The sequence below is a fragment of the Dielma fastidiosa genome (genome assembly GCF_003475485.1).
Lineage (GTDB): Bacteria > Bacillota_I > Bacilli_A > Erysipelotrichales > Erysipelotrichaceae > Dielma > Dielma fastidiosa.
On the sequence record NZ_QRQL01000003.1, the window covers coordinates 75,767 to 95,953 of the forward strand.

Below are 20,187 nucleotides of genomic sequence, written 5' to 3' on the forward strand. Positions count from 1 at the left end.
GTGAGTAAGAATGAAGAAAAGAATACAGCTGGCATCTTTTGACTTTTATGATTCAACTGGAATTGAGCACCATTTAACGAAGATGGCATCAAAGGGGTGGCGCTTATGCAATATCTCAGGGTGGTGGACATATCAAAAAATCGAACCGCAGAAGCTAAAATTTGCCGTGACTTATTTTTCTGAGGCATCTGATTTTGATCCATATCCCAGTGATAATCAGGAGATATTCCTTGATTATTGTGAAAGTGCTGATTGGCAGCTGGCGGCAAGTAATGCTGCGATGCAGATCTTCTATACGGCACAAGCAGATGCTATACCGATTGAAACCGATGAAGCACTTAAGCTGGATAAGATTCACCATGTAATGAAAAGGGGCGTTTTACTCAATGAGGGCATACTCTTAGTGCTCAATCTTTTATTATGTATCAGCAATGTCCGTCAAATGTTTGATCAGCCGCTTGTAAGGTTTTCTGATCCATCACACTGGCTGCTTCTTGGCGTGGACTTGCTGGCTTTCCTCTATCTATTGATTGATATAATTCGCTATGATACTTGGTATAAATGTTCTGTCAAGGCCGTGAAAAAAGGCGGTTCTTGCTGTGAGGTCAGGCATTCGATGCATCGTGCGCTTTTCTTGCTTGGCTGTCTGCTTCTGGCTCTTTTCAGTCAAGCATGGCTGGCATTGTTAATGATGCTTGCCGTAATTGTGTCTTTGCTTGCAAGTTATCTTTTCAGCCGGTTTGTTCAGTATCATCTAAAAAAGCACAGCGCTGCGCGTTTGGAAAATTTATCTTGTACAGTCCTTGCTTTTATCACCGTTTTCATAGCTTCAATTCATCTTTTCTCCTCTGCCGTCGATCAGTATCAATTAGCTATCAAAGCTGATAATCAGGAAGTAAGAGAGGTGTTTGATGCTGCGGGAAATCGTCATGAATGGCTGATTACACATGATATCTTACCGTTAACTGTTGAAGAGCTGCTGCCGATTCAAAACGATGACTATACCTATATCAATGATCAGCAGGAATCCTTTGTACTGGCTTATTCACGCTGTACTCAGCAGCTGCCTAAAATTTATTCGCATGAACCGCAGCTCACTTATGAAATTGTTGATATCAAGGCAGACTGGCTTTATGAAACATGTCTGAATAATCTGCGGCATATCCACCTAAACAACAACGCATACTGGCAGGAAGCCGACGCTTCGCTCTGGCAGGCAGATACTGTTTATCAGCTATATCATAATGATCAGCCTTTTTTAAATGAATATATTATTTGTTATAAAGAGCGGATCGTTAAAATTGAATTTAACTGGCAAGCCACGATGCAGGAACTGCAGATTGCCGCCGAGCATCTGCGTCCGTAATGCTAGTCTAAGTCTTTTAAGCTCATCAGCCTGCATCCCTTGCTTTCATAATAATTCAGCATTTCATCAAGCTTACGTTTATCATAACTGGTGATGCATTCCTTTAATACATTAACCTTATAATCAGCTTTGCGCATATTATAACAGGTTGATTTGACACAGGCGACAGCGTCGGCACCAGTAATGTAGAATTCATTAATGTTGTGCTTTTCGATAAAGGCACTGAATTCTGCACTTGTTAAGGCATTTCCTTTATCTTTAGTAAATATGTTATTTGATACGATTTTCAAATCAGAAGCTAACTCAGCACCGGCAGTACCCGGCTTAAATGTTCTTGTTTTACTTGATAAATTCTCATGGCGGATATAAATCACAGGCAAACCCTTGGCGGCTGCCCAATCAATTGCTTGATTGATTTTATCGATTATATCTTTGTAATTCTTGGTAATATCATTCTGAATGTCAATGATGACTAAAGCTTTTTCCATAGTATTGGCTCCGATCTGTCATTTCGCAATTGGACAAATTATGTCCTTGCCGTTATGACATTCATAGAATATCATATTGAACTTGTAACCCCATGTCATGTTTTATATTTTTCCACAATGTTTCGAGCTCTTTCAGCTATTTTTTCGCGGACGCTTTGCGGCTTGATCACTTCCACACTATCTCCGCATGACAGAATATAGCTGTATAACAAATTATTATCAGGCATATATGTTTCTACTAATAAACGGCCGTCAGGCATTTTGGTGACCTCATCATCAAACTTATCGTAAACTCTAAATGCCATGCAGGGGTCAAAGACAAGTGTTACGGGGGTCATAGCCATTGCGAAATTTTCAGATTCTTTAAACAGCTGATCGGGAATTGGCCGATCATATACTTCATCACACAGGGTAAGCCTGCGGATTCTGGTTAATTTAAAAAAACGAAAGTCATTGCGTAGCGTACAGAAACCATACACATACCAATCATAAGATTTAAAAACCAGTTTCAGCGGTTCGATGGTTCGCTCATTGACTTCTCCCCTGCCATTGCAATAAAGAAACTTGACCCTGCGGCTTTTTAGGATTGCGTTTTGAAGCGTCTGAAAGAGGACTTTCCCGGCACCGCTTTTGGTCCAGCTTGAAAAATCAATTTCCAGCCAGTCAACATGTTCCCTTTGGAATACACTGCTTAATTTCAATAAGAGTGATTTCGCGGATTCTCCTTCAATCACCTGCATACTTTGTAAAGCCATGAGAATGTGCTTCTGTTCCTCTTGACTGAGCATCGATTTTTTAAGCACATAATTATCTTGAATTGAGATACCGCCGCCCCTGCCTTGGCTGGCATAGATAGGAATACCGGCAGCACTTAGGATATCGATATCTCTGTAAATCGTTCTTACGGATACCTCAAAATATGCCGCTAATTGCGGTGCTGTCATCGTACCCTTTTCTAATAATAAATAAACCATCTGAAAATATCTGTTTTCTTTCATGGCTGTCTCCAATCTTAGATTAATAAAAGTAATCTGTATTGATAATTATACCGCATAAACTTGACAGCTTAAGTCATGTTTTAAAATTTAATCTTCCCTTTATGAATAAATTTGAAATAGAAAGAACTATAACAGTTTGATCAAAGTTATAGTCCTTAATTGTTTAAAATTAAAAGAAAATGTATGTGTAAGGCTTTTGATCTGCTTGTGTAATTAATAGTTTTCCTAAAACAAAAATAAGGGGCACATACCCCTTACCCATCGCTCGGTCAATTTTTATTTTATCGACGAGTCAGAACCGTCACTCGTATACATTAAAATAGCGATGAAATACTTTTCACTGCATTATTACTATATACAATATTGTTGTATTTGTTAATTAAACTCAACAATACAAGAATTTTCTTCGGCATAGAAATTTTTAAATAGATGATGTTTTTAATCCTTAGAAAGTCACAGTACAAATTGCAGAAAAAGCATTAAAATTATGAATTCAGGCGCATACTAGAGGAGAAAGGATGAGCCTTATGAATTTTTCAGAAATTTTGCTTCGTGTAGTCGCAACAATTCTTGTCATGCTGATCATGGCGCGGTTAAATGGGCCAAAGCAAATCGCACAGATGAGTTTCTATGATTATGTAACAGGGATTAGCGTTGGTTCCATTGCGGCGACAATCAGTATAAACACTGATCTGTCATTAACATCAGGACTGTTTGCCATTATTTTATTTTTTGCAGGCAATCTGTTATTAAATAAAATCACCCAGATTAATTTAACAGCAAATGCGGTTTTAACTGGTAAACCAATAGCTTTGATTGAAAAAGGCAGCATTAAGATCAGTGGACTTCAGCAATCAAAAATGACGGTTTCTGAATTGCTCAGTAATCTAAGAACCAGCGGTTATTTTAATATCAATGATGTATATACTGCCAACCTTGAGCCAACCGGTAAACTTTCTGTACAGCCAAAAGGCTTCGCAAGACCAGCACGTAATGATGATCTGCAGCTGAAAGCGGCAAACCCCATTCAGGTGCTGTCAGTTATCATGGATGGGGTGATTCTCCAATCAAATCTTAAGCTGATGAATATTGATGAGAAATGGTTGGTTAGAGAATTAAGAAAACAGAACATTGATGAAGCAGAATTGAATCAAATTATTTTGGCTGTTGTGGATGAAAATCATAAACTGACCGTATACAAGCAGGCATAAATTAATACCATAAAATAATATTTATAAACAAAAGGGACATTTGTTGTCCCTTTTCAATTTATTGAATTTCAATCATGATTTTTTCATAGGCAGAACGCGGCAGCCAGACGGAAACAGAACCACCGTCGACAAGAAAGCGTCCGTTGCCCTCCTGATCAATGATGATGACTTCATCACGATGATTCATGACGTCAAGATATTCTTCACCGGCGTGGTTTAGTCCCGCAAACATGACCTTCTCACCGCCGTCGCCGTCGCTTGCCAGCATCGCATATCCGCCTTGAGATTCGCCTTCCTGCGTCCAGCCAATGATATTTGGATCATCTAAGTATTCATGCCAAAGCCCTGTCGCAGTCTCTTTTCTGATGAGCAGCAGCCGCTGCAATTCATCAACTGGGGCAATATCATCATGGGGAATGCCATATACATCACCATAAAATACACAAGGTGTCGAATCCGGATGAAGAAGTATCAGAGCATAGGCAATCGGCTTAAACCAACCGTCAACCCATGATTCCAGTGACTGATGCGGCTGTGTATCATGATTGTCCACAAAGGTTATCGCATGCACAGGATCAAGTTTAAGCAGGGTGTTGTCAAAAATTGTCCGCATATCAAAATTACCATTTGATTTAGAGGCTCTTTCAAGCTGATAATGCAGAGGCACATCAAATAAATGACAGACATTGCCAGTCTTATGCAGGTAATCAAGCAAAACATTCACATCACTGTTCCAGTATTCACCAATAGCATATAGGTTAGGGTATTGGCCGCGTATCACATTTAAAAACTCAGGAATATAATAGGCATCAATATGCTTTAACGCATCCATACGAAAGCCATCGATTTTGGTAAAAGCCAAAAACCAGCTGCCCCATTTTTTTAATTCCTCACGTACCTCAGGACAGCTGAAATCAAGATCACAGCCCATCAAATAATCATAATTGCCATTCTCCTGATCAACATTGCGGTCCCATTCCTTCCCTTCAAATTGATAAATACTGCTGCGCTGTGTTTTCTGATCCCAATCAGTGCCGTCAAAATGCTTCCAATTCCATGTGAAATCAGAATATTTTGCATGACGGTTAGGAAAGGTAAATTTAGTCCAGGCAGTTATCATATGGCTGCCGCTGATTTCACTATTACGGTTGTTGCCGGCATCTTCATGTGCCATTACTTCCTCTGTTTCATCAGCACCCATTTTATGATTGATTACTACATCCGCAATCACTTCAATCTGATTATCATGCAAACACTTAATGGCTTCAATGTATTCATCTTTTGTGCCATATTTTGTAGGAATGCTGCCTTTCTGATCAAATTCACCTAAATCATATAAGTCATAAATACCATAACCAACATCCTTATCACCGGCACTGCCTTTATAAGCAGGCGGCAGCCATAAAGTTGTAATACCATCATGTTTTAGCTGTTCCGCTTGATGTGCCGCGCGTTTCCACAGCGTTTGATCAGCAGGCAGATACCATTCAAAATACTGCATTAGCGTTCTTTTGTATGTCATGCGCTTCCTCACTCTCTGGTTTTAGTATAGGAGGGTTTTTATTAAAATACAAGCGGTGCTTTGATCCATAAATCAGGTCAAATATCTGAAACGGCAAAAAAAGTGTCTCAAAAAACCATTTTAGACACCGATTTTAGGTTCATATTTATATTGATAATGTTAAAATGATAGTGTCGTGAATTTGACAAGGAGATAGCTATGACAAGTCAGAATATTGAATCATTAGAAATACAGATTAAGCAGCTCGAAGAACAGCTGCGGTTTTATCGTGATTATGATTCACTGACCGGTGTCTGTAATAAACATGTCTTTTATGAAACCATTCAGCAGATTTTAGATGCAGTGCCTAATGAAGTCTTTCAAATCATTACCGTAGACATTGAACGGTTTCGCTTGATCAATGATTTTTATGGAACTGAACAGGGAGATGCGCTGCTGCAATATCTAGCCCATCAGCTGCAATCTGAGCTGGCTTGTGAGAACAGCTGTTTCTCACGCATTGGTTCTGATGTTTTTGCCGTCTTTCTGCCATCAAAAAACGGCGGTGAAAAGGCAGCGGATAAAATTGTAAACATCTGCCGGAATTATCCGCTAAATATGGAAATTATCCCGGCTATCGGCATTTATGAGATCACTGACCGCAGTATCCGCGCAAGTCTGATGTGTGACCGTTCAGTGATGGCCGGCAAATCCGTAAAAGGGAATTATGTGCATCATTTAGCTTGGTATAATGACAGTATGCGTAATCTTTTGATCGAGGAGCAGGATCTGCTGAACAATGTGGAAACCTCACTGGCTAATCATGAGTTTGAGATTTATATTCAACCAAAATGCAATATGAAAACCGGACTGATTGTCGGCGGGGAAGTATTGGTTCGCTGGAATCATCCATTAAAGGGACTGATTCCGCCTACGGTTTTCATTCCTTTATTTGAACGGAATGGGTTTATTAAAAAATTAGATGCCTATGTGTGGGAACAGGCTGCCCGATGGCTGCATCAGCGCAAACAGCAGGGGTTATCAGTGCTGCCGCTTTCGGTTAACGTATCGCGGAGTGATATTTTCAGCATGGATGTTTTTGCGATGATCAAAGCATTGGCTGATAAATATGAACTTGATGCCGCTTGGCTGGAAATCGAAGTGACAGAAAGTGCATACAGCAGCCGTACCGATGAAATTATTCAGGTAATCAGCCAGCTGATGAATGAAGGCTTTACAGTTTCTATGGATGATTTTGGCAGCGGTTATTCTTCATTAAATATTTTAAAGGATATTAATATCAATGTGCTGAAGCTGGATATGCGTTTTCTTGACAACAATGACTGCAAGAGCAAGGATATTGTGGAATCTGTGGTACATATGGCGAAATGGCTTGATCTTAAGGTAATTGCGGAGGGTGTTGAAAACCGTGAACAAGTTGATTTCCTGCTGGGAATCGGCTGTGTTTATGCTCAGGGCTTTTATTATTACCGGCCAATGAAGCTGACAGCTTTTGAGGAATTGATCAGGGATGAGAGCAAGATTGATGTTCGTGATCACTTGAATCAGAAAACACTGGAAGACTGGCAGTTGAATTTTAAGGATCTCTTTCATGAGGATATGATGTCTGAGGCATTATTGAACAATATACTTGGACAGGTTGTACTCTATTCCTTTGACGGACAGGATATTCGGGTCATGAAGGCAAATGAGCAATATTATAATTTAATGTGTGAACATGATATGATGGATTTTTATAAGCATGATGAATTGCCGATTCTTGAGGAAGACCGGCCGCTGATGATGGCTGCGCTTTTAAAGGCTAATGAGAATGGCGATAAAGGTTCAGAGGTTATTGTACGCCGGTATTCTTCAAAAGGAGTGTTATGGGTTAAAATCCGTCTGTTCTATCTTTCAGAGATTAATAATAAAGATATTTACTATGCGTCAGTATCGGATGTCAGTGATTATATGGAAACTATTGAAGAATTGAAACTTGCTGAAAAACGGTTCTATTTAACGATGGAATCCGGTCGGGATACGATTTTTGAATTAGATATCGCTACTCGTACCGCTTATTATGCTAAGCATACACAGGATGATTTTGGTTTATCTGACTGTGTGGTAAACGCGCCGGAAGGATTTATTGAACAGGGGTCGGTTTGTGAAGGGTATGAGGATGATTTTATTCAAATGTATCAGGATATCTATGATGGTAAGGATCAGGCAAGCTGCACCATTCAGGCACATATGGGTGATGACAGCATTGTTTGGAATCATATTACACTGACGGCTGTTAAGGATGAGAACGGTAAGTCGGTAAAAGCTGTCGGCTTGATTCAAAATGTCACTAAGGAAAAAGAAATGGAAATGCGTAAAAAGCAGTCCCAGCAAACAATGAAAGTGAATTCTGCCGGTTAATGCGGCAGTTTTTTCTTGTCTGAGATGTGTTATAATAGGATTAAATTTGAATGAGGGATGACGATGAAAATTAAAATTGTATTTATTGATGTAGATGGAACATTAGTTGAAACAAGTAAGGGTGTCGTGGCTCAAAGCTCTATCGACGCGATTGCTGATTTACAGCGCCATGGAGTAAAATGTGTACTGTGTACCGGACGGCCGCCGATTCATACAAAGGCGATTACTGATTTAATTGATTTTGATGCCAGAATTAATTTAAACGGCGGTTATATTGAGGATAGGAAAGGTCAGGCTTTGTTTGAAAATCCGATGAGTCATCATGATTTTCAAATGATTTGGGATTATGCGCAGGCGCATGAGTGTGGTCTGTGTTTCCATTTTGACGATTTTTCTTATGGTTATCATCGGTTTGATAAAATCGAGGACTTTTTCAGAACCCATGTGAAGGAAGGCTGTACAATCATTAAGGATGATCCAACCCATACCCGGCATCTGCATAATATGCCATATAACGGTGTAGTGGTTGCTGAGGATGAACAGGCATTAGTTGATTTTGTCAATGCCACCCCTAACCTGCGCTGTGATAAGATTGCGGAGCATGTTTTTGATGTGTTTCGTGCCGATAATGATAAGGCTAGGGCGATTGAGATATTGCTGGATAAATTTAATCTGACATGGCATGAGGCAGCGGCGATCGGTGACTCTACCAATGATTTGAAAATGCTTGAATTGGCAGGCTGCGGGATCGCGATGGGAAATGCGAGTGAATATGTAAAAAGTCATGCGGACTGGATCAGTGATTATGCGGCGCATGACGGTGTAGCTAAGGCAATTTGGCACCTGTTAGAAAATAATCAGGCATAAGTTTTATTTTATCTGACCTATTTACATAAAGCTTGCAGAATCGGCATTATGCTGACGCTTTTTCAGAAAGTGAATATTCTACCTTTGGCGGTGGATATTCTTAGTGAATGATTTTTTGTATGTATCAAAATCTTGAATCAAGCCAACAGAGTTATTTCAGCGAATTGTCAGCGGCCATTAAGAAAGCTGTTTTTATCCAACGGGGGTTGGGGTAAGTGCGGCCAAAGCCTTGCTGAATTAGCAAAAAGCGGATATGATTGGGTTTGCCATATTTTATTAAAGGATACGTCATGGCCTAAGCGGGCGGTGGCTTATAAGAATTAATGAGAGAATCGTGGCAGCACGATTTTTTTTCTATCCTATATTCTTAATTTAATGGCTGAACAGCTGATTCAGGAAATCAGCAATTCCATCATCTTCAGCATTTCCGCAAACCACATCCGCAGCCGCCTTTAAGCTGCCGCAGGCATTTCCCATCGCAACGCCCAAGCCAGCCTTTTGAATCATAGTAAGATCATTTTCCGCATCACCAAAGCACAGTACATTTTCCCAATTGAGATTCAATTGCTTTAAAACTAATTCGATGCCAAATGATTTGTCCGCGTCACAGCCATAGACATCATATCCATCGCCTCCCTTAGTAAAAACTAATGATGGGAATTGCTTCGCAAGCAAGGAAATGGGAAAATTTGGCGGTGGAATAAGAAAACAGCCGTAGATGTCTTTGGATGTCCGTTCCTGTTTGGCTGACTTATCAATATTTGCATCTAAAACATGCAGATAGCTATCCCTTGTCTTATATATCAGTGATAGATGATGGCTGAAACAGAAAGCGTATAGTTCACTGATAACCTGACGGTCTATGGGCGCCGATTTGATAATCTCATTTTGTTTTAATATGATATGACCATTGATGGTTATGAGAAAGGGCGGTTTAAGCACATCAATGATTTGTGCAGGAGTATTATAACTGCCTCGGCCTGTGGCTGGAATGGTGATAATGCCATTTTCATGAAGCTGATGAATCGCTTTTTTAGTAGGTGATGAAAGTGCAAAGCGGCCGCGGGGAAGCAGTGTATCATCAATATCAAAAACAGCCAGCTTGATTTGATCAGTCGGGAATGATTTCATTAATCAGCCGCACAGCGCTTTGAATCGACGATTCAAGCAATGCCTTACCTTTCTCAGCGGTTGCTTTGCCGCCGTCACCAAAAGAGCCGCTTTCAATATAATGCTCCCAACTTACCGGCCGATACTTCGCATCCTGAGGCAGCGTAGGAAATTCAGCGGTTGCCCTTTCCATATGAACTAAATCAGGGCGGATGGCTAAAAGCATTGAAGTTTCCATCTCGCCGGCATGAACACAGCCGCAGGGAATTGGCGTTTCCATGAGTTTCATTAAGGATGAATCAATTTCAGCACAAAGATACCACACATTCTCCCATTGATATTCATCAAGCAGCTGCCGGGCGGCTTCTTTTAACGCGTTTGAATTACCATTATGTCCGGCTAATAAGATAATGTTTTTGACATGATGAGACTGCAGAGATATGACAACTTCCTTAATAATGCTGATTAATGTATTAGTGCTGAGGGCAATCGTGCCGGGAAATTTTCTGGCTGACCATACCTGTCCGTAATTGATGGCCGGCATCACCAGACAGTGACAGCGCTTGGCTGTCTCCATAGCCAAATAGCTGCCAATTAGATTATCGGTATCCAACGGCATATGATGACCATGCTGTTCACATGAGCCAATAGGCAGAATAACAGCTTTGCATTCCTTAACTGCCCTTGCGAATTCAGGTGAAGTCAGATTGCCTGCATAAACATCTTTCATAAATATAAACCTCCTTTATAGTTGATTAACTAGTCTCATTATAAGCACATACATGAAATATTTTCAATATGTTTAAGATAAAATACAGTCAAAATTATAATAAAATGGCAAATCATACGATAAAAAGAGGTAAATATTGGAAATTTTATGATTAATTCATAATTTATATGATAAAATTATCATAAAATGATTGACGATGCCTGATGTAAGCGCTATACTGAAGCCATAAACAAATAGTTCAAACAAAAGGAGGTAGAAGCTATGTTTACATTCTTACAAATGCTGTCGAGCAACATTCTTACTCAGCCTGCATACTTTATTGGCATCATGGTATTTATCGGTCTGCTTGCGATGAAGAAGCCGTTTCATGAAGCGCTGGCCGGTTTTATTAAAACGGCTGTTGGTTTCTTTATCCTGACCATCGGTTCCGGCGGTCTGACCAGTACATTTAAGCCGATCATTGATGCTTTGGGTACAAAGTTTCAAATGGAAGCGGCGGTTGTCGACACGTATTTCCTGATGGGACAGATGTATGTGGATACGGGTTTATTTTCCATTGAAGGGGCGGTCGTCTGGACGATGTTTGCTTTTGCCGTTTCAATCGCTGTCAACTTCATTTTAGTTATCCTTAATAAATGGACGCGCTGCCGTACATTATATGTAACCGGTCATACGCTGCAGGGCTATACAACATTGATGATGTGGCTTGTCTATTTAGTATGCCCGGCTGCCCGCAATATGGGATTCACCATTTTATTCGGCGCACTGTGTGGTGTCTGGGCTGCGGTCGGTTCTAATATTACTGTTGAAGCGACTCAGAATCTGACTGGCGGAGCGGGCTTCGCAATCGGTCATCAGGAGATGCTGGGCATCTGGTTCACAGATAAAATTGCTGGCTTCTTCGGCAAACCTGAGGATAGTGTTGAAAACATCCAATTGCCTGGCTTCTTATCAATCTTTAAGGATAATGTTGTATCAACAGCGATTCTAATGACCATTTTCTTTGGCGGTCTGATGCTGGTAATTGGGGAACCGGCGATGCGCGAAATTGATTCTACGTTTACCGCTACAACCTTATTCATCGTCTATATTATTACGAAATGTATCTATTTCTCAGTATATATGTATATTTTGTTAGCCGGTGTCAGAATGTTTGTGGCAGAACTGATGAAAGCCTTTGAGGGTATCTCACAAAAGCTGATTAAAGGCTCTATGCCGGCTGTTGACTGCGCGGTAGCATTCAATTATGCACATCCTAATGTTCCGTTAATTGGCTTCATTTTCGGCTTTTTCGGTCAGATTATCGCGATTGCCGGTCTGTTGATCTTCAAATCACCGCTGTTTTTGGTGCCGGGCTTCGTACCGTTGTTTTTTGATAACGCGACCATTGCGATCTATGCCAACAAACGCGGCGGTAAAAATGCGGCTATCCTGTGTTCAATACTGAACGGATTATTCCAAGTGCTGATTTCATTTGTGATGATTATGTTTGTGAAAGGTGTCGGCGGTTATTCACTTTCTGCTTGGCCGGCTTTCTTCGACAACAACACCTTCTTCGCTGGTTTAATGGTTGTGATTCATTTTGTGGGGCCATATGGCGGTGCAATTATCGCTATCATCGCTTTATTGGCCTTGAATCAGCTTTACTATCGTAAGCATAAAGCAGTTTATTACAATCACATAAAGGAGAATTAAATTATGTTAAAGGTTATGGTTGCCTGCGGCAATGGCATGGGTTCAAGCATGCTGATTAAAATGAAGGTAGAAGCTATTTTTAAAAAGCATCAGGTTGAGGCGCAAATTGATCATACTAGTGTCGGAGACGCTATTTCATCAGCGGCTAATTATGATGTCATCCTCTGTCCGCTGTCCTTTGAAGGATCATTTAATCAAGGCGGCAAGACACAGATTATCGGACTGCAGAATGTTCTCTCAGAAGCGGAAATTACTGAGAAACTAAAGAATGCGTCAATTCTATAATTCATCCCTTTCAACTGTGCACTTGCTCGCACAGCGATGAAATAAAAACCTGCCGTTTGGCAGGTTTTTATTATGCTTTATCTGGGTTAACGATGATGACCTCGATACCGCGGCGTCTGAATTCATAAACAGCCAGCATATCGACCTTATTATCAGTGATGATTGTATCCACCAAATCCAAGCTGCCGCAGAAGAAACGGTCAGTTTTATTGATCCGCTCACTGCTGGCAACGACAAAGCATTCACCTGTACAGCATTTAAGCATCAATTCGGTGATGCTGGCTTCATGCAGAATGGATGAGCTCAATCCGCTTTCAAGACTGATACCGTCAACACCGATGATACATTTATTAGCTTTGATCTGTGAGATCGTATTATAGGCAATTTCACCGACAATTGAGCTTCGAGGTTCACGGATTTCACCGCCGGTAAGCAGGGCTACAATGGACTTATCGCGTTCAATGTTGACAATGTTGGTGTTATTCGTAATGATGGTACAATGTATATCCTTGATATATTTTACGGTACCTAATGCTGTATAGCTGGTATTTATAAACAATACATCATTTTCTTCAACATGCTTGGCCGCTTCTTTTTGAATGGCTTTGCGTTCACGCGAATATTTATTTTGTTTTAATTTAAGCTTAAAATCATCATTCAGCTTCAGATTGCCGTTTTTTTGACCAATAATTTGATTCGCCTTGAATTCTTCGATATCTCTGCGTACCGTTAAGGTTGAAATAGAAAGATAGCTGGCAATGTCTTCAATGTTAGATTCACCATTTTCCAGCAGATAAGTGATGATATTTTCACGTCTTTTTTCAATTTCGGCTTTGGAGCTGCGCATGAGTATCCCCCTTCAAATTTCTATACTTATCTATTATACCTTATTTTACGAAAATATTTTAGTCTATTTTTGATAATATTTCATAAACATCAGGAGAATGAGAGAGGGGAAACGACTTATGATAATTCAAACTGACCGGTGTACAGCTTATAGTAAGTGCCTTCCTGTGCAATCAGTTCATCATGACTGCCGCGTTCAATAATACGGCCTTGATCAAGGACCATGATTGCTTTTGAGTTACGGACGGTTGATAAGCGGTGGGCGATGACAAAGACGGTGCGGCCTTCCATCAAGGAATCCATGCCTTTTTCAATCAGCTTCTCGGTTCTTGTATCGATGGAGCTGGTAGCTTCATCAAGAATCAGTACCGGCGGGTCGGCAATAGCGGCTCTCGCAATCGCTAGCAGCTGACGCTGACCTTGTGAAAGATTCGCGCCGTCGCTGTGCAGCATTGTTTGATAGCCGTCAGGCAGACGCCGGATAAAGGAATCGGCATTAGCCAGTTTGGCAGCCTTAATGACATCCTCATCGCTGGCATAAAGGTTGCCGTAACGAATGTTGTCGGCAATTGTACCGGTAAATAAATGGGTATCCTGAAGCACCATGCCTAAAGAGCGGCGCAAATCATCTTTTTTAATCAATTTGACATCAATGCCGTCGTAGGTAATACTGCCGCTGTCTACTTCATAGAAGCGGTTGATCAGATTTGTAATTGTCGTTTTACCGGCACCGGTAGCGCCGACAAAGGCGATCTTTTGACCCGGTTTGGCGTACAGATTGATGCCATGGAGGATTTCATGGCCTGTATCATAACTGAATACAACATCTTTAAAACGTACATCACCCTTCAATTCAACAAGTTCAGCCGAACCGTCAGAATGCGGATGCCGCCATGCCCAATGACCGGTAGTAGTATCACATTCATGCATCACACCGTTTTCATCTTTGCAGACCCGAACGAGTGTTACAATACCCTGATCGATTTCTTCAGCTTCATCCATCATTTCAAAGATTCTTTCCGCGCCGGACATTGCCGCCAGAATAAAATTGATCTGTTGGGTAAACTGATTGATTGGCATCGCCGTCTGTCTGACATAGACAAGATATGCCGCCAATGATCCGAGATCCATTAAGCCGGCAATTGAGAAAAAGCCGCCGATCATGGCTGATATCGCATAATTCAGATAGGACATGCTGACAACGACAGGTACCATGATACCTGAATAAGTCAGTGCCTCGGTGGCTGATTCACGCAGCAGCTCATTGCGTCTGACAAATTCCTCAAAATCCTTTTCCTCATGATTAAATACCTTTACAACTTTTTGACCCTCCACCATTTCTTCGATAAATCCATTCAGAGAGCCGATATATTTTTGCTGCTTATTGAAATAATGCTTGCTTTTTTTACCGCTGGTTTGAATAAACAAGGTCATCAGCAGCATTGCAATCAATACGACAATGGATAAACGCCAGTTTAAGACAACGATGATGATCACAGTACCGGTAATCATCACAAAATTATTAATGACCGCCGTAAATGAATTATTCAGCGCATCCGCGACAACATCGATATCATTTGTAAACCGGCTCATAAGTTCACCGTGGGTACGGGCGTCAAAATAACGAAGCGGCAGATTTTGTGTCTTTGCAAACAGATCACTGCGGATCTCTTTAATAATTTGCTGGGCCATTTTTACCATCAGCTGTGTATAGCCAAGCGTACATAAAACACCGGCTAAATAGATGCCGCCCATCGTAGCAACCATCTTCATCAGACCCATCAGATCTTTAGTAAGAATAAAGGAATTGATCGTTGGTTTCAGCATGTAGGTACCAGCCAGATTAACCCCGGCAGAAAGAATGACCAGGATGGCGACAATAAACATAGCGAATTTATGATTGCCGAGATAAGCCATTAATTTAGTAACTGTACGTTTTAAATCCTTAGGCCGTTTATAATTCATTTGTCTTGCCATTATAACTCAGCCCCTTCCTTTTGAGATGAATAGATTTCCTGATAAATCGGATTTGTTTTTAAAAGCTCTTCATGAGTACCGACAGCATTGACATAACCGCCTTCAAGAATAATGATCTGATCAGCATGCAGGACAGAGGAAATTCGCTGCGCGATGATGATCTTCGTTGTATCCTTCAGCTCATGATTTAATGCATTACGGATCTTGGCTTCGGTACCTGTATCAACAGCGCTTGTGGAATCATCAAAGATCAGCACCTTGGGTTTCTTTAGTAACGCTCTGGCAATACAAAGCCGCTGTTTCTGACCGCCGGAAACATTGACGCCGCCCTGACCGAGATCAGTATCCAATCCCTTTGGCATGCGCTTAATAAATTCATCGGCACAGGCAATCCGGCATGCCGCCATTAATTCTTCATCATCCGCAGATTCATTGCCCCATTTCAGATTATCACGGATCGTACCGCTGAACAGCGTATTCTTTTGAAGCACGACGCCGATGGCATCCCGCAGATGTTTAATAGGATATTCTTTAACATTCACCCCATCAATTAAAACAGCTCCCTTGGAAACATCATATAGCCGTGGAATCAGCTGAATCAGCGATGTCTTTGCTGAACCGGTACCGCCGATGATGCCGACTGTCTGCCCAGCTTTAATGGAAAGATTAATATCTGAAAGCACATATTCCTGAGCCGCTTCTTTATATTTGAAATAGACATGTTCAAAGTCAATATTGCCGTCTTTAACTGTCAGCGGTTTGCTTTCATCACTTTGAATACTTGGCACTTCCTCAAAAACCTCTTGGATACGGGCCGCTGAAGCGATGGAACGGGTCAGCATCATAAAGACATTGGAAATCATCATCAGTGAATTTAAAATCTGCAGTACATAGCTTAAGAAGCCGGTTAATTCACCCACCTTCATATTGCCGACAAAAATCATCTGACCGCCGAACCATAGAATCGCAACGATCGTTGAATACATGACAAATTGGAAGGCAGGCATATTTAATACCGCGAAATGGAAGGCTTTTTCGGAGGTTGTCTGCAGATTAAAATTAACCTCTTCGAATTTTTCTTTTTCATAAGTACCGCGCACATAGGATTTAACGACCCGGATGGCAATCAGATTCTCCTGAATGACACGGTTGACTAAATCAACAGCTTTCTGCATTTTGCCATAAAGCGGTCTTAATGTCCTTACGATAAGAAAAAGAATGGTTCCCAATACCGGCAGCGCAACCATAAAGACAACAGCTAAATCTTTATTGATCATGATTGCCATGCCTAAGGCAGTAACCAGCATAAACGGTGCTCTGACAATCGGCCGGATGCCGGAAGAGATGGCTGTCTGTAAGACGTTGACATCACTGGTCAGACGGGTAACTAAGGATGAGGTAGAAAAATGATCGGTATTTGCAAAGGAAAAGCTTTGCACCTTCTGATATTCAGCTTTTCTTAGCTCACTGCCAAACCCTTGCCCGGCCGTCGCCGCAAACCGCGCATAGGCCATGCCCAGCGCCAGCGATATCAGCGCGCAGAATATCATTTGCGCACCTTTAATTAAAATCAGCTGTGTGTCTTGATTTGCCACCCCGATGTCGATGATATCTGCCATAATCAGCGGAATAATCAATTCAAACAAGGTTTCAAGCATGACACAGACAGCCGCAAAGATTAAATGCTTTTTATAATCTTTAAAATAAACAAAAAATTTTTTAAGCATACTGTGATCTCCTATTCTATTTCTTTACCACTCAAATTTTTATACATACGGCTTAAATAATCAGCAAAAGCCGCTTTTTCTTCCTCACTGAATCCCTGAAGACCGCGTGCTTCAATCGTAAAACATTCCTCATTCCACGCTTCAATTGCCTTACGGCCGGCATCCGTAATACTGATACTGCCAGCCCGGCGGTCATCCTGAGCTTCACTGCGGGTAATCAATCCGGCTTCTTCCATCTTTGATAAAAGATTGCTGACGGTAGCGGCGCTGATTTCACAGGCGTTTGCCAGTTCTTTCTGCATCCAATGATCCCGCTTTGATAAATAACGCAGAATCTTAGGCTGACCCGGTGACAGACCATAGACAGCCATTCTCGGTCTGGTACAGTTTTTTAATGCGTTATGTGTTTTAAACACTGTCAAATATAAAGGCAGTTTCATTCAACCCCTCCTTAATTAGTTAGCTTACTAACTATCATATGTAGAAATATACTCCTGGTGTGTATAATTGTCAATGTTAAACATTGTAAATAAGAAAAAGGACTGTCTTATGCAGTTCAGTCCTTATTTGATTTAAAGATAGATGGTGAATACAGCAATCTGCGGCGGATTCATAAAGCGGATCGGCAGCTTGGTGGTGCCGATGCCGGCATTGACATAATGCTTGGCTGTTTGATCATTCATATCATAAAAGCCCCGCTTATAGTGTCTTGCCAATGGCGGTGTAAAAGGAATAAAGAAGGGCAGTGATATCTGACCGCCGTGCGAATGGCCGCTTAATAAGAGCTGATAACCCTTTGTTGAGCCAGTATCGGCAAGATCTGGTTCATGCAGCAGCAGAATATTGTAATCAGCATCAGCCGCGGGAATCAAGCTTAAATCAGGATCACCCAATAAGCCGTCATCAAGACCGGCGAGCCAGAGTGTGTGCTGATCGTTTAAGGGAATCAATTCACCGCTGTTTTGCAGCAGGGTGAAACCGGCATCATTCATAATCTGCTCATAGTAACGAACACCGCCGCCGCCATAATCATGATTGCCCCAAATCGCATAACGGCCCAAGGGCGCGTTGATGTCTGCTAGGATTGGTGCTATTTCATCTAAATAATCAAAGCTTGCGAAATGATCAACCAGATCACCGGTAAAGACAACTAGATCAGGCTTTTGTTCATTGACCTTAGCTGTCAGCCTTGCTAAATCATCCAATGTGAAGCTGTCGCTTAAATGGATATCAGAAAGCTGGATCACCTTAAAAGAAGGCTGATTTTTTTCTGTTTTATTTAATTCATACGTATAGATTTTCAACATTTTACCCTCGATAAATAAAGCATATGCAGCAATCAGCAAAAATATGATGCCGATGATCATCAGCTTTTTCTTCAAAGCAGCGGCTCCTTGGCAAGCTGTATCAAGGCTTTATCACAAAGCCGGTAAACTGTCCATTCATGCATAGGTTCAGCATGCAGCTTCTGCGTATAAAACTTAATAGCGGAAGCATTCCAGTCAAGACACCACCAATCCAAACGTTCACAGTTGCGCTCAACAGCAATTTCCGCAAGTCTTTTAAATAATTGTGAGCCGATGCCTTGATGGCGGTAAGCCTCGTCAACATATAAATCCTCAAGGTAGAGGTTGGCTTTCCCTAAAAAGGTGGAAAAGTTATGGAAATAAAGGGCAAAGCCAACTGGCTGTTCATCATCAAATGCCATCAATACTTCTGCCTGACGGCGGACAAAAAGACTTTCATATAACAGTTCAGGGGTTGCTTTTACTTCCTTTTCTTTTTTCTCATATTGCGCAAGCTTCATAATAAAATCATAAATCAGCGGTGTATCTTCAGGTAGTGCGGTGCGTATATTTACTTTTTTCATTTCTTCATCTCCTGTCAGCGATTGTCATTATTATAAAGCATTCTTTTAAATTTGTTTCTTAATATTTACAAAAGATTATGAATTTGAAAATCATACTGCCATTTTACCTTGAATTTGAGTATAATGTTAGATATATGGAGTTGATAGGATGAATACTAGAAAAAATGTTTTGATTTTATTAATGATACTGCCTTTAATTGGTTTTATCTTTGCATTTATATTATTTCCATCTCAGATACCGATGCATTTTGATTTATTAGGTGCTGTGGATCGGATCGGTTCAGTCTTTGAACTGCTGATATTTTTTGCGGTTTCTCTGCTTTTGGGCGGCATCGGTTTAGCCATCGTGAAATATACAGAAGCTGCCAGCAAGGCGTGGCTTTGTTCCTTATTGCCGTTGATCGCGGTTAATCTGACAATGCTTTATGTACTTGCCTATATCGGTTATGTGAATCAGGGCTTAACCCCAATCAGCCTGCCGCGTTATCTCTGTCTGCTGTTTGGTTTGCTGATGATAGTGGTTGGGTTTATGTTCCATAAATCAAAGCTGAATTCAGGCAATGGACTGCGTACTCATTGGAGCTTAAAAAATGAGGCTGCATGGTCGGTTACCCAGCGTTGGAGCGGTGTATTGTTTGTATTAGGCGGTTTGCTGATCTGTGCTGAGGCAGTGCTGCTGGTTGCGGATCTAGTAATGCTGCCAGCGGTGATTTTGACTTTTGTATTATGCTATGCCCTTTGTGTATTTTGCTCATGGCGGGCAGCTCGCAGAGTGCGCTTTTAATTCGGCCATCATTTTGATGGCTTTTCTATTGATCTTTGTGTATGCTTATAGTGAGGTGAAGCGAATGATCGAAAATGGTCAGCGTGTTTATTATTTGATAAATGGTGTATTATTCTCAGGCAGGATCATGGATCTGGAATGTGTTGGGAATAAGCAGACCTTTAGTATTGACAGCTACGGCGGCTGTGAAGGGCAGTTTGTGATCGATATCGATCAGCTGCATCAGCGTGTATTTCTGTCCATTCAGGAAGCGGAGGCTGCCGCTGCCCAGGGTGAGCAGGGATTTATGGCCAGCTGTTAAGCATATAAAA

The 20,187-nt window shown here is 41.2% G+C and carries 19 protein-coding genes; 8 read left to right on the top strand and 11 right to left on the bottom strand.

Annotated features, from left to right (window positions below):
- Positions 1–10: 10 nt before the first annotated feature.
- Positions 11–1,366, top strand: a complete 1,356-nt coding sequence (locus DWZ33_RS08325) for a DUF2812 domain-containing protein (protein WP_118454490.1) — start codon at positions 11–13, stop codon at positions 1,364–1,366.
- Positions 1,367–1,368: 2 nt separating this feature from the next.
- Here the strand turns inward: DWZ33_RS08325 and DWZ33_RS08330 are convergent, their stop codons facing one another.
- Complete coding sequence (locus DWZ33_RS08330) at positions 1,369–1,854, bottom strand: cysteine hydrolase family protein (protein ID WP_118454491.1); 486 nt, start codon at positions 1,852–1,854, stop codon at positions 1,369–1,371.
- 95 nt (positions 1,855–1,949) lie between these two features.
- Positions 1,950–2,852, bottom strand: coding sequence for a helix-turn-helix transcriptional regulator (locus DWZ33_RS08335; protein WP_118454492.1), 903 nt, complete (start codon positions 2,850–2,852; stop codon positions 1,950–1,952).
- Positions 2,853–3,379: 527 nt separating this feature from the next.
- On the opposite strand from DWZ33_RS08335, the gene DWZ33_RS08340 reads away from it, so the two are divergent.
- Positions 3,380–4,063, top strand: coding sequence for a DUF421 domain-containing protein (locus DWZ33_RS08340; RefSeq protein WP_182425594.1), 684 nt, complete (start codon positions 3,380–3,382; stop codon positions 4,061–4,063).
- A 58-nt stretch (positions 4,064–4,121) separates the two neighbouring features.
- Here DWZ33_RS08340 and DWZ33_RS08345 read toward each other — a convergent pair whose 3' ends face one another.
- Positions 4,122–5,585 (bottom strand): alpha-amylase, encoded by a 1,464-nt coding sequence (locus DWZ33_RS08345; protein WP_118454494.1) that lies wholly within the window; start codon positions 5,583–5,585, stop codon positions 4,122–4,124.
- Between the two features lie 198 nt (positions 5,586–5,783).
- Between DWZ33_RS08345 and DWZ33_RS08350 the strand changes: the two genes are divergently transcribed.
- Positions 5,784–7,985 carry a bifunctional diguanylate cyclase/phosphodiesterase gene (locus tag DWZ33_RS08350; RefSeq protein WP_118454495.1) on the top strand — a complete coding sequence of 734 codons (2,202 nt, stop codon included), beginning with the start codon at positions 5,784–5,786 and terminating at the stop codon, positions 7,983–7,985.
- A gap of 63 nt (positions 7,986–8,048) precedes the next feature.
- Positions 8,049–8,852 (top strand): Cof-type HAD-IIB family hydrolase, encoded by an 804-nt coding sequence (locus DWZ33_RS08355; RefSeq protein ID WP_182425596.1) that lies wholly within the window; start codon positions 8,049–8,051, stop codon positions 8,850–8,852.
- A gap of 372 nt (positions 8,853–9,224) precedes the next feature.
- Here DWZ33_RS08355 and DWZ33_RS08360 read toward each other — a convergent pair whose 3' ends face one another.
- Together DWZ33_RS08360 and DWZ33_RS08365 are read right to left on the bottom strand one after the other, a co-directional pair.
- A complete protein-coding gene (locus DWZ33_RS08360) occupies positions 9,225–9,983 on the bottom strand; it encodes an HAD family hydrolase (protein ID WP_118454497.1) in 759 nt (252 codons plus the stop codon).
- The gene (locus tag DWZ33_RS08365) at positions 9,964–10,692 is read right to left on the bottom strand and encodes a creatininase family protein (RefSeq protein ID WP_118454498.1); all 729 of its coding nucleotides are present in this window, start codon (positions 10,690–10,692) and stop codon (positions 9,964–9,966) included. Before DWZ33_RS08365 ends, DWZ33_RS08360 begins: the two co-directional genes overlap by 20 nt.
- Positions 10,693–10,953: 261 nt before the next feature.
- Between DWZ33_RS08365 and DWZ33_RS08370 the strand changes: the two genes are divergently transcribed.
- Entirely contained in the window at positions 10,954–12,387 is a 1,434-nt protein-coding gene (locus DWZ33_RS08370) for a PTS sugar transporter subunit IIC (RefSeq protein WP_118454499.1), read from the top strand.
- Positions 12,388–12,390: 3 nt separating this feature from the next.
- Complete coding sequence (locus DWZ33_RS08375; protein WP_118454500.1) at positions 12,391–12,672, top strand: PTS sugar transporter subunit IIB; 282 nt, start codon at positions 12,391–12,393, stop codon at positions 12,670–12,672.
- Positions 12,673–12,742: 70 nt separating this feature from the next.
- Here DWZ33_RS08375 and DWZ33_RS08380 read toward each other — a convergent pair whose 3' ends face one another.
- From DWZ33_RS08380 to DWZ33_RS08405, 6 genes are all read right to left on the bottom strand, one after another.
- The gene (locus tag DWZ33_RS08380) at positions 12,743–13,519 is read right to left on the bottom strand and encodes a DeoR/GlpR family DNA-binding transcription regulator (RefSeq protein WP_022938098.1); all 777 of its coding nucleotides are present in this window, start codon (positions 13,517–13,519) and stop codon (positions 12,743–12,745) included.
- Between the two features lie 116 nt (positions 13,520–13,635).
- A complete protein-coding gene (locus DWZ33_RS08385) occupies positions 13,636–15,495 on the bottom strand; it encodes an ABC transporter ATP-binding protein (RefSeq protein WP_022938097.1) in 1,860 nt (619 codons plus the stop codon).
- The gene (locus DWZ33_RS08390) at positions 15,495–17,222 is read right to left on the bottom strand and encodes an ABC transporter ATP-binding protein (protein WP_118454501.1); all 1,728 of its coding nucleotides are present in this window, start codon (positions 17,220–17,222) and stop codon (positions 15,495–15,497) included. Before DWZ33_RS08390 ends, DWZ33_RS08385 begins: the two co-directional genes overlap by 1 nt.
- Before the next feature lie 11 nt (positions 17,223–17,233).
- Positions 17,234–17,662, bottom strand: a complete 429-nt coding sequence (locus tag DWZ33_RS08395) for a MarR family winged helix-turn-helix transcriptional regulator (protein WP_022938095.1) — start codon at positions 17,660–17,662, stop codon at positions 17,234–17,236.
- Between the two features lie 132 nt (positions 17,663–17,794).
- The gene (locus DWZ33_RS08400) at positions 17,795–18,604 is read right to left on the bottom strand and encodes a metallophosphoesterase (protein WP_118454502.1); all 810 of its coding nucleotides are present in this window, start codon (positions 18,602–18,604) and stop codon (positions 17,795–17,797) included.
- Complete coding sequence (locus DWZ33_RS08405; protein WP_118454503.1) at positions 18,601–19,092, bottom strand: GNAT family N-acetyltransferase; 492 nt, start codon at positions 19,090–19,092, stop codon at positions 18,601–18,603. Before DWZ33_RS08405 ends, DWZ33_RS08400 begins: the two co-directional genes overlap by 4 nt.
- 148 nt (positions 19,093–19,240) lie before the next feature.
- Here DWZ33_RS08405 and DWZ33_RS08410 point away from each other — a divergent pair, with 148 nt between their 5' ends.
- Both DWZ33_RS08410 and DWZ33_RS08415 read left to right on the top strand, forming a co-directional pair.
- Positions 19,241–19,876 carry an SdpI family protein gene (locus tag DWZ33_RS08410; protein ID WP_118454504.1) on the top strand — a complete coding sequence of 212 codons (636 nt, stop codon included), beginning with the start codon at positions 19,241–19,243 and terminating at the stop codon, positions 19,874–19,876.
- A 64-nt stretch (positions 19,877–19,940) separates the two neighbouring features.
- Positions 19,941–20,177, top strand: coding sequence for a hypothetical protein (locus DWZ33_RS08415; protein ID WP_022938091.1), 237 nt, complete (start codon positions 19,941–19,943; stop codon positions 20,175–20,177).
- The last annotated feature ends 10 nt before the right edge of the window (positions 20,178–20,187 follow it).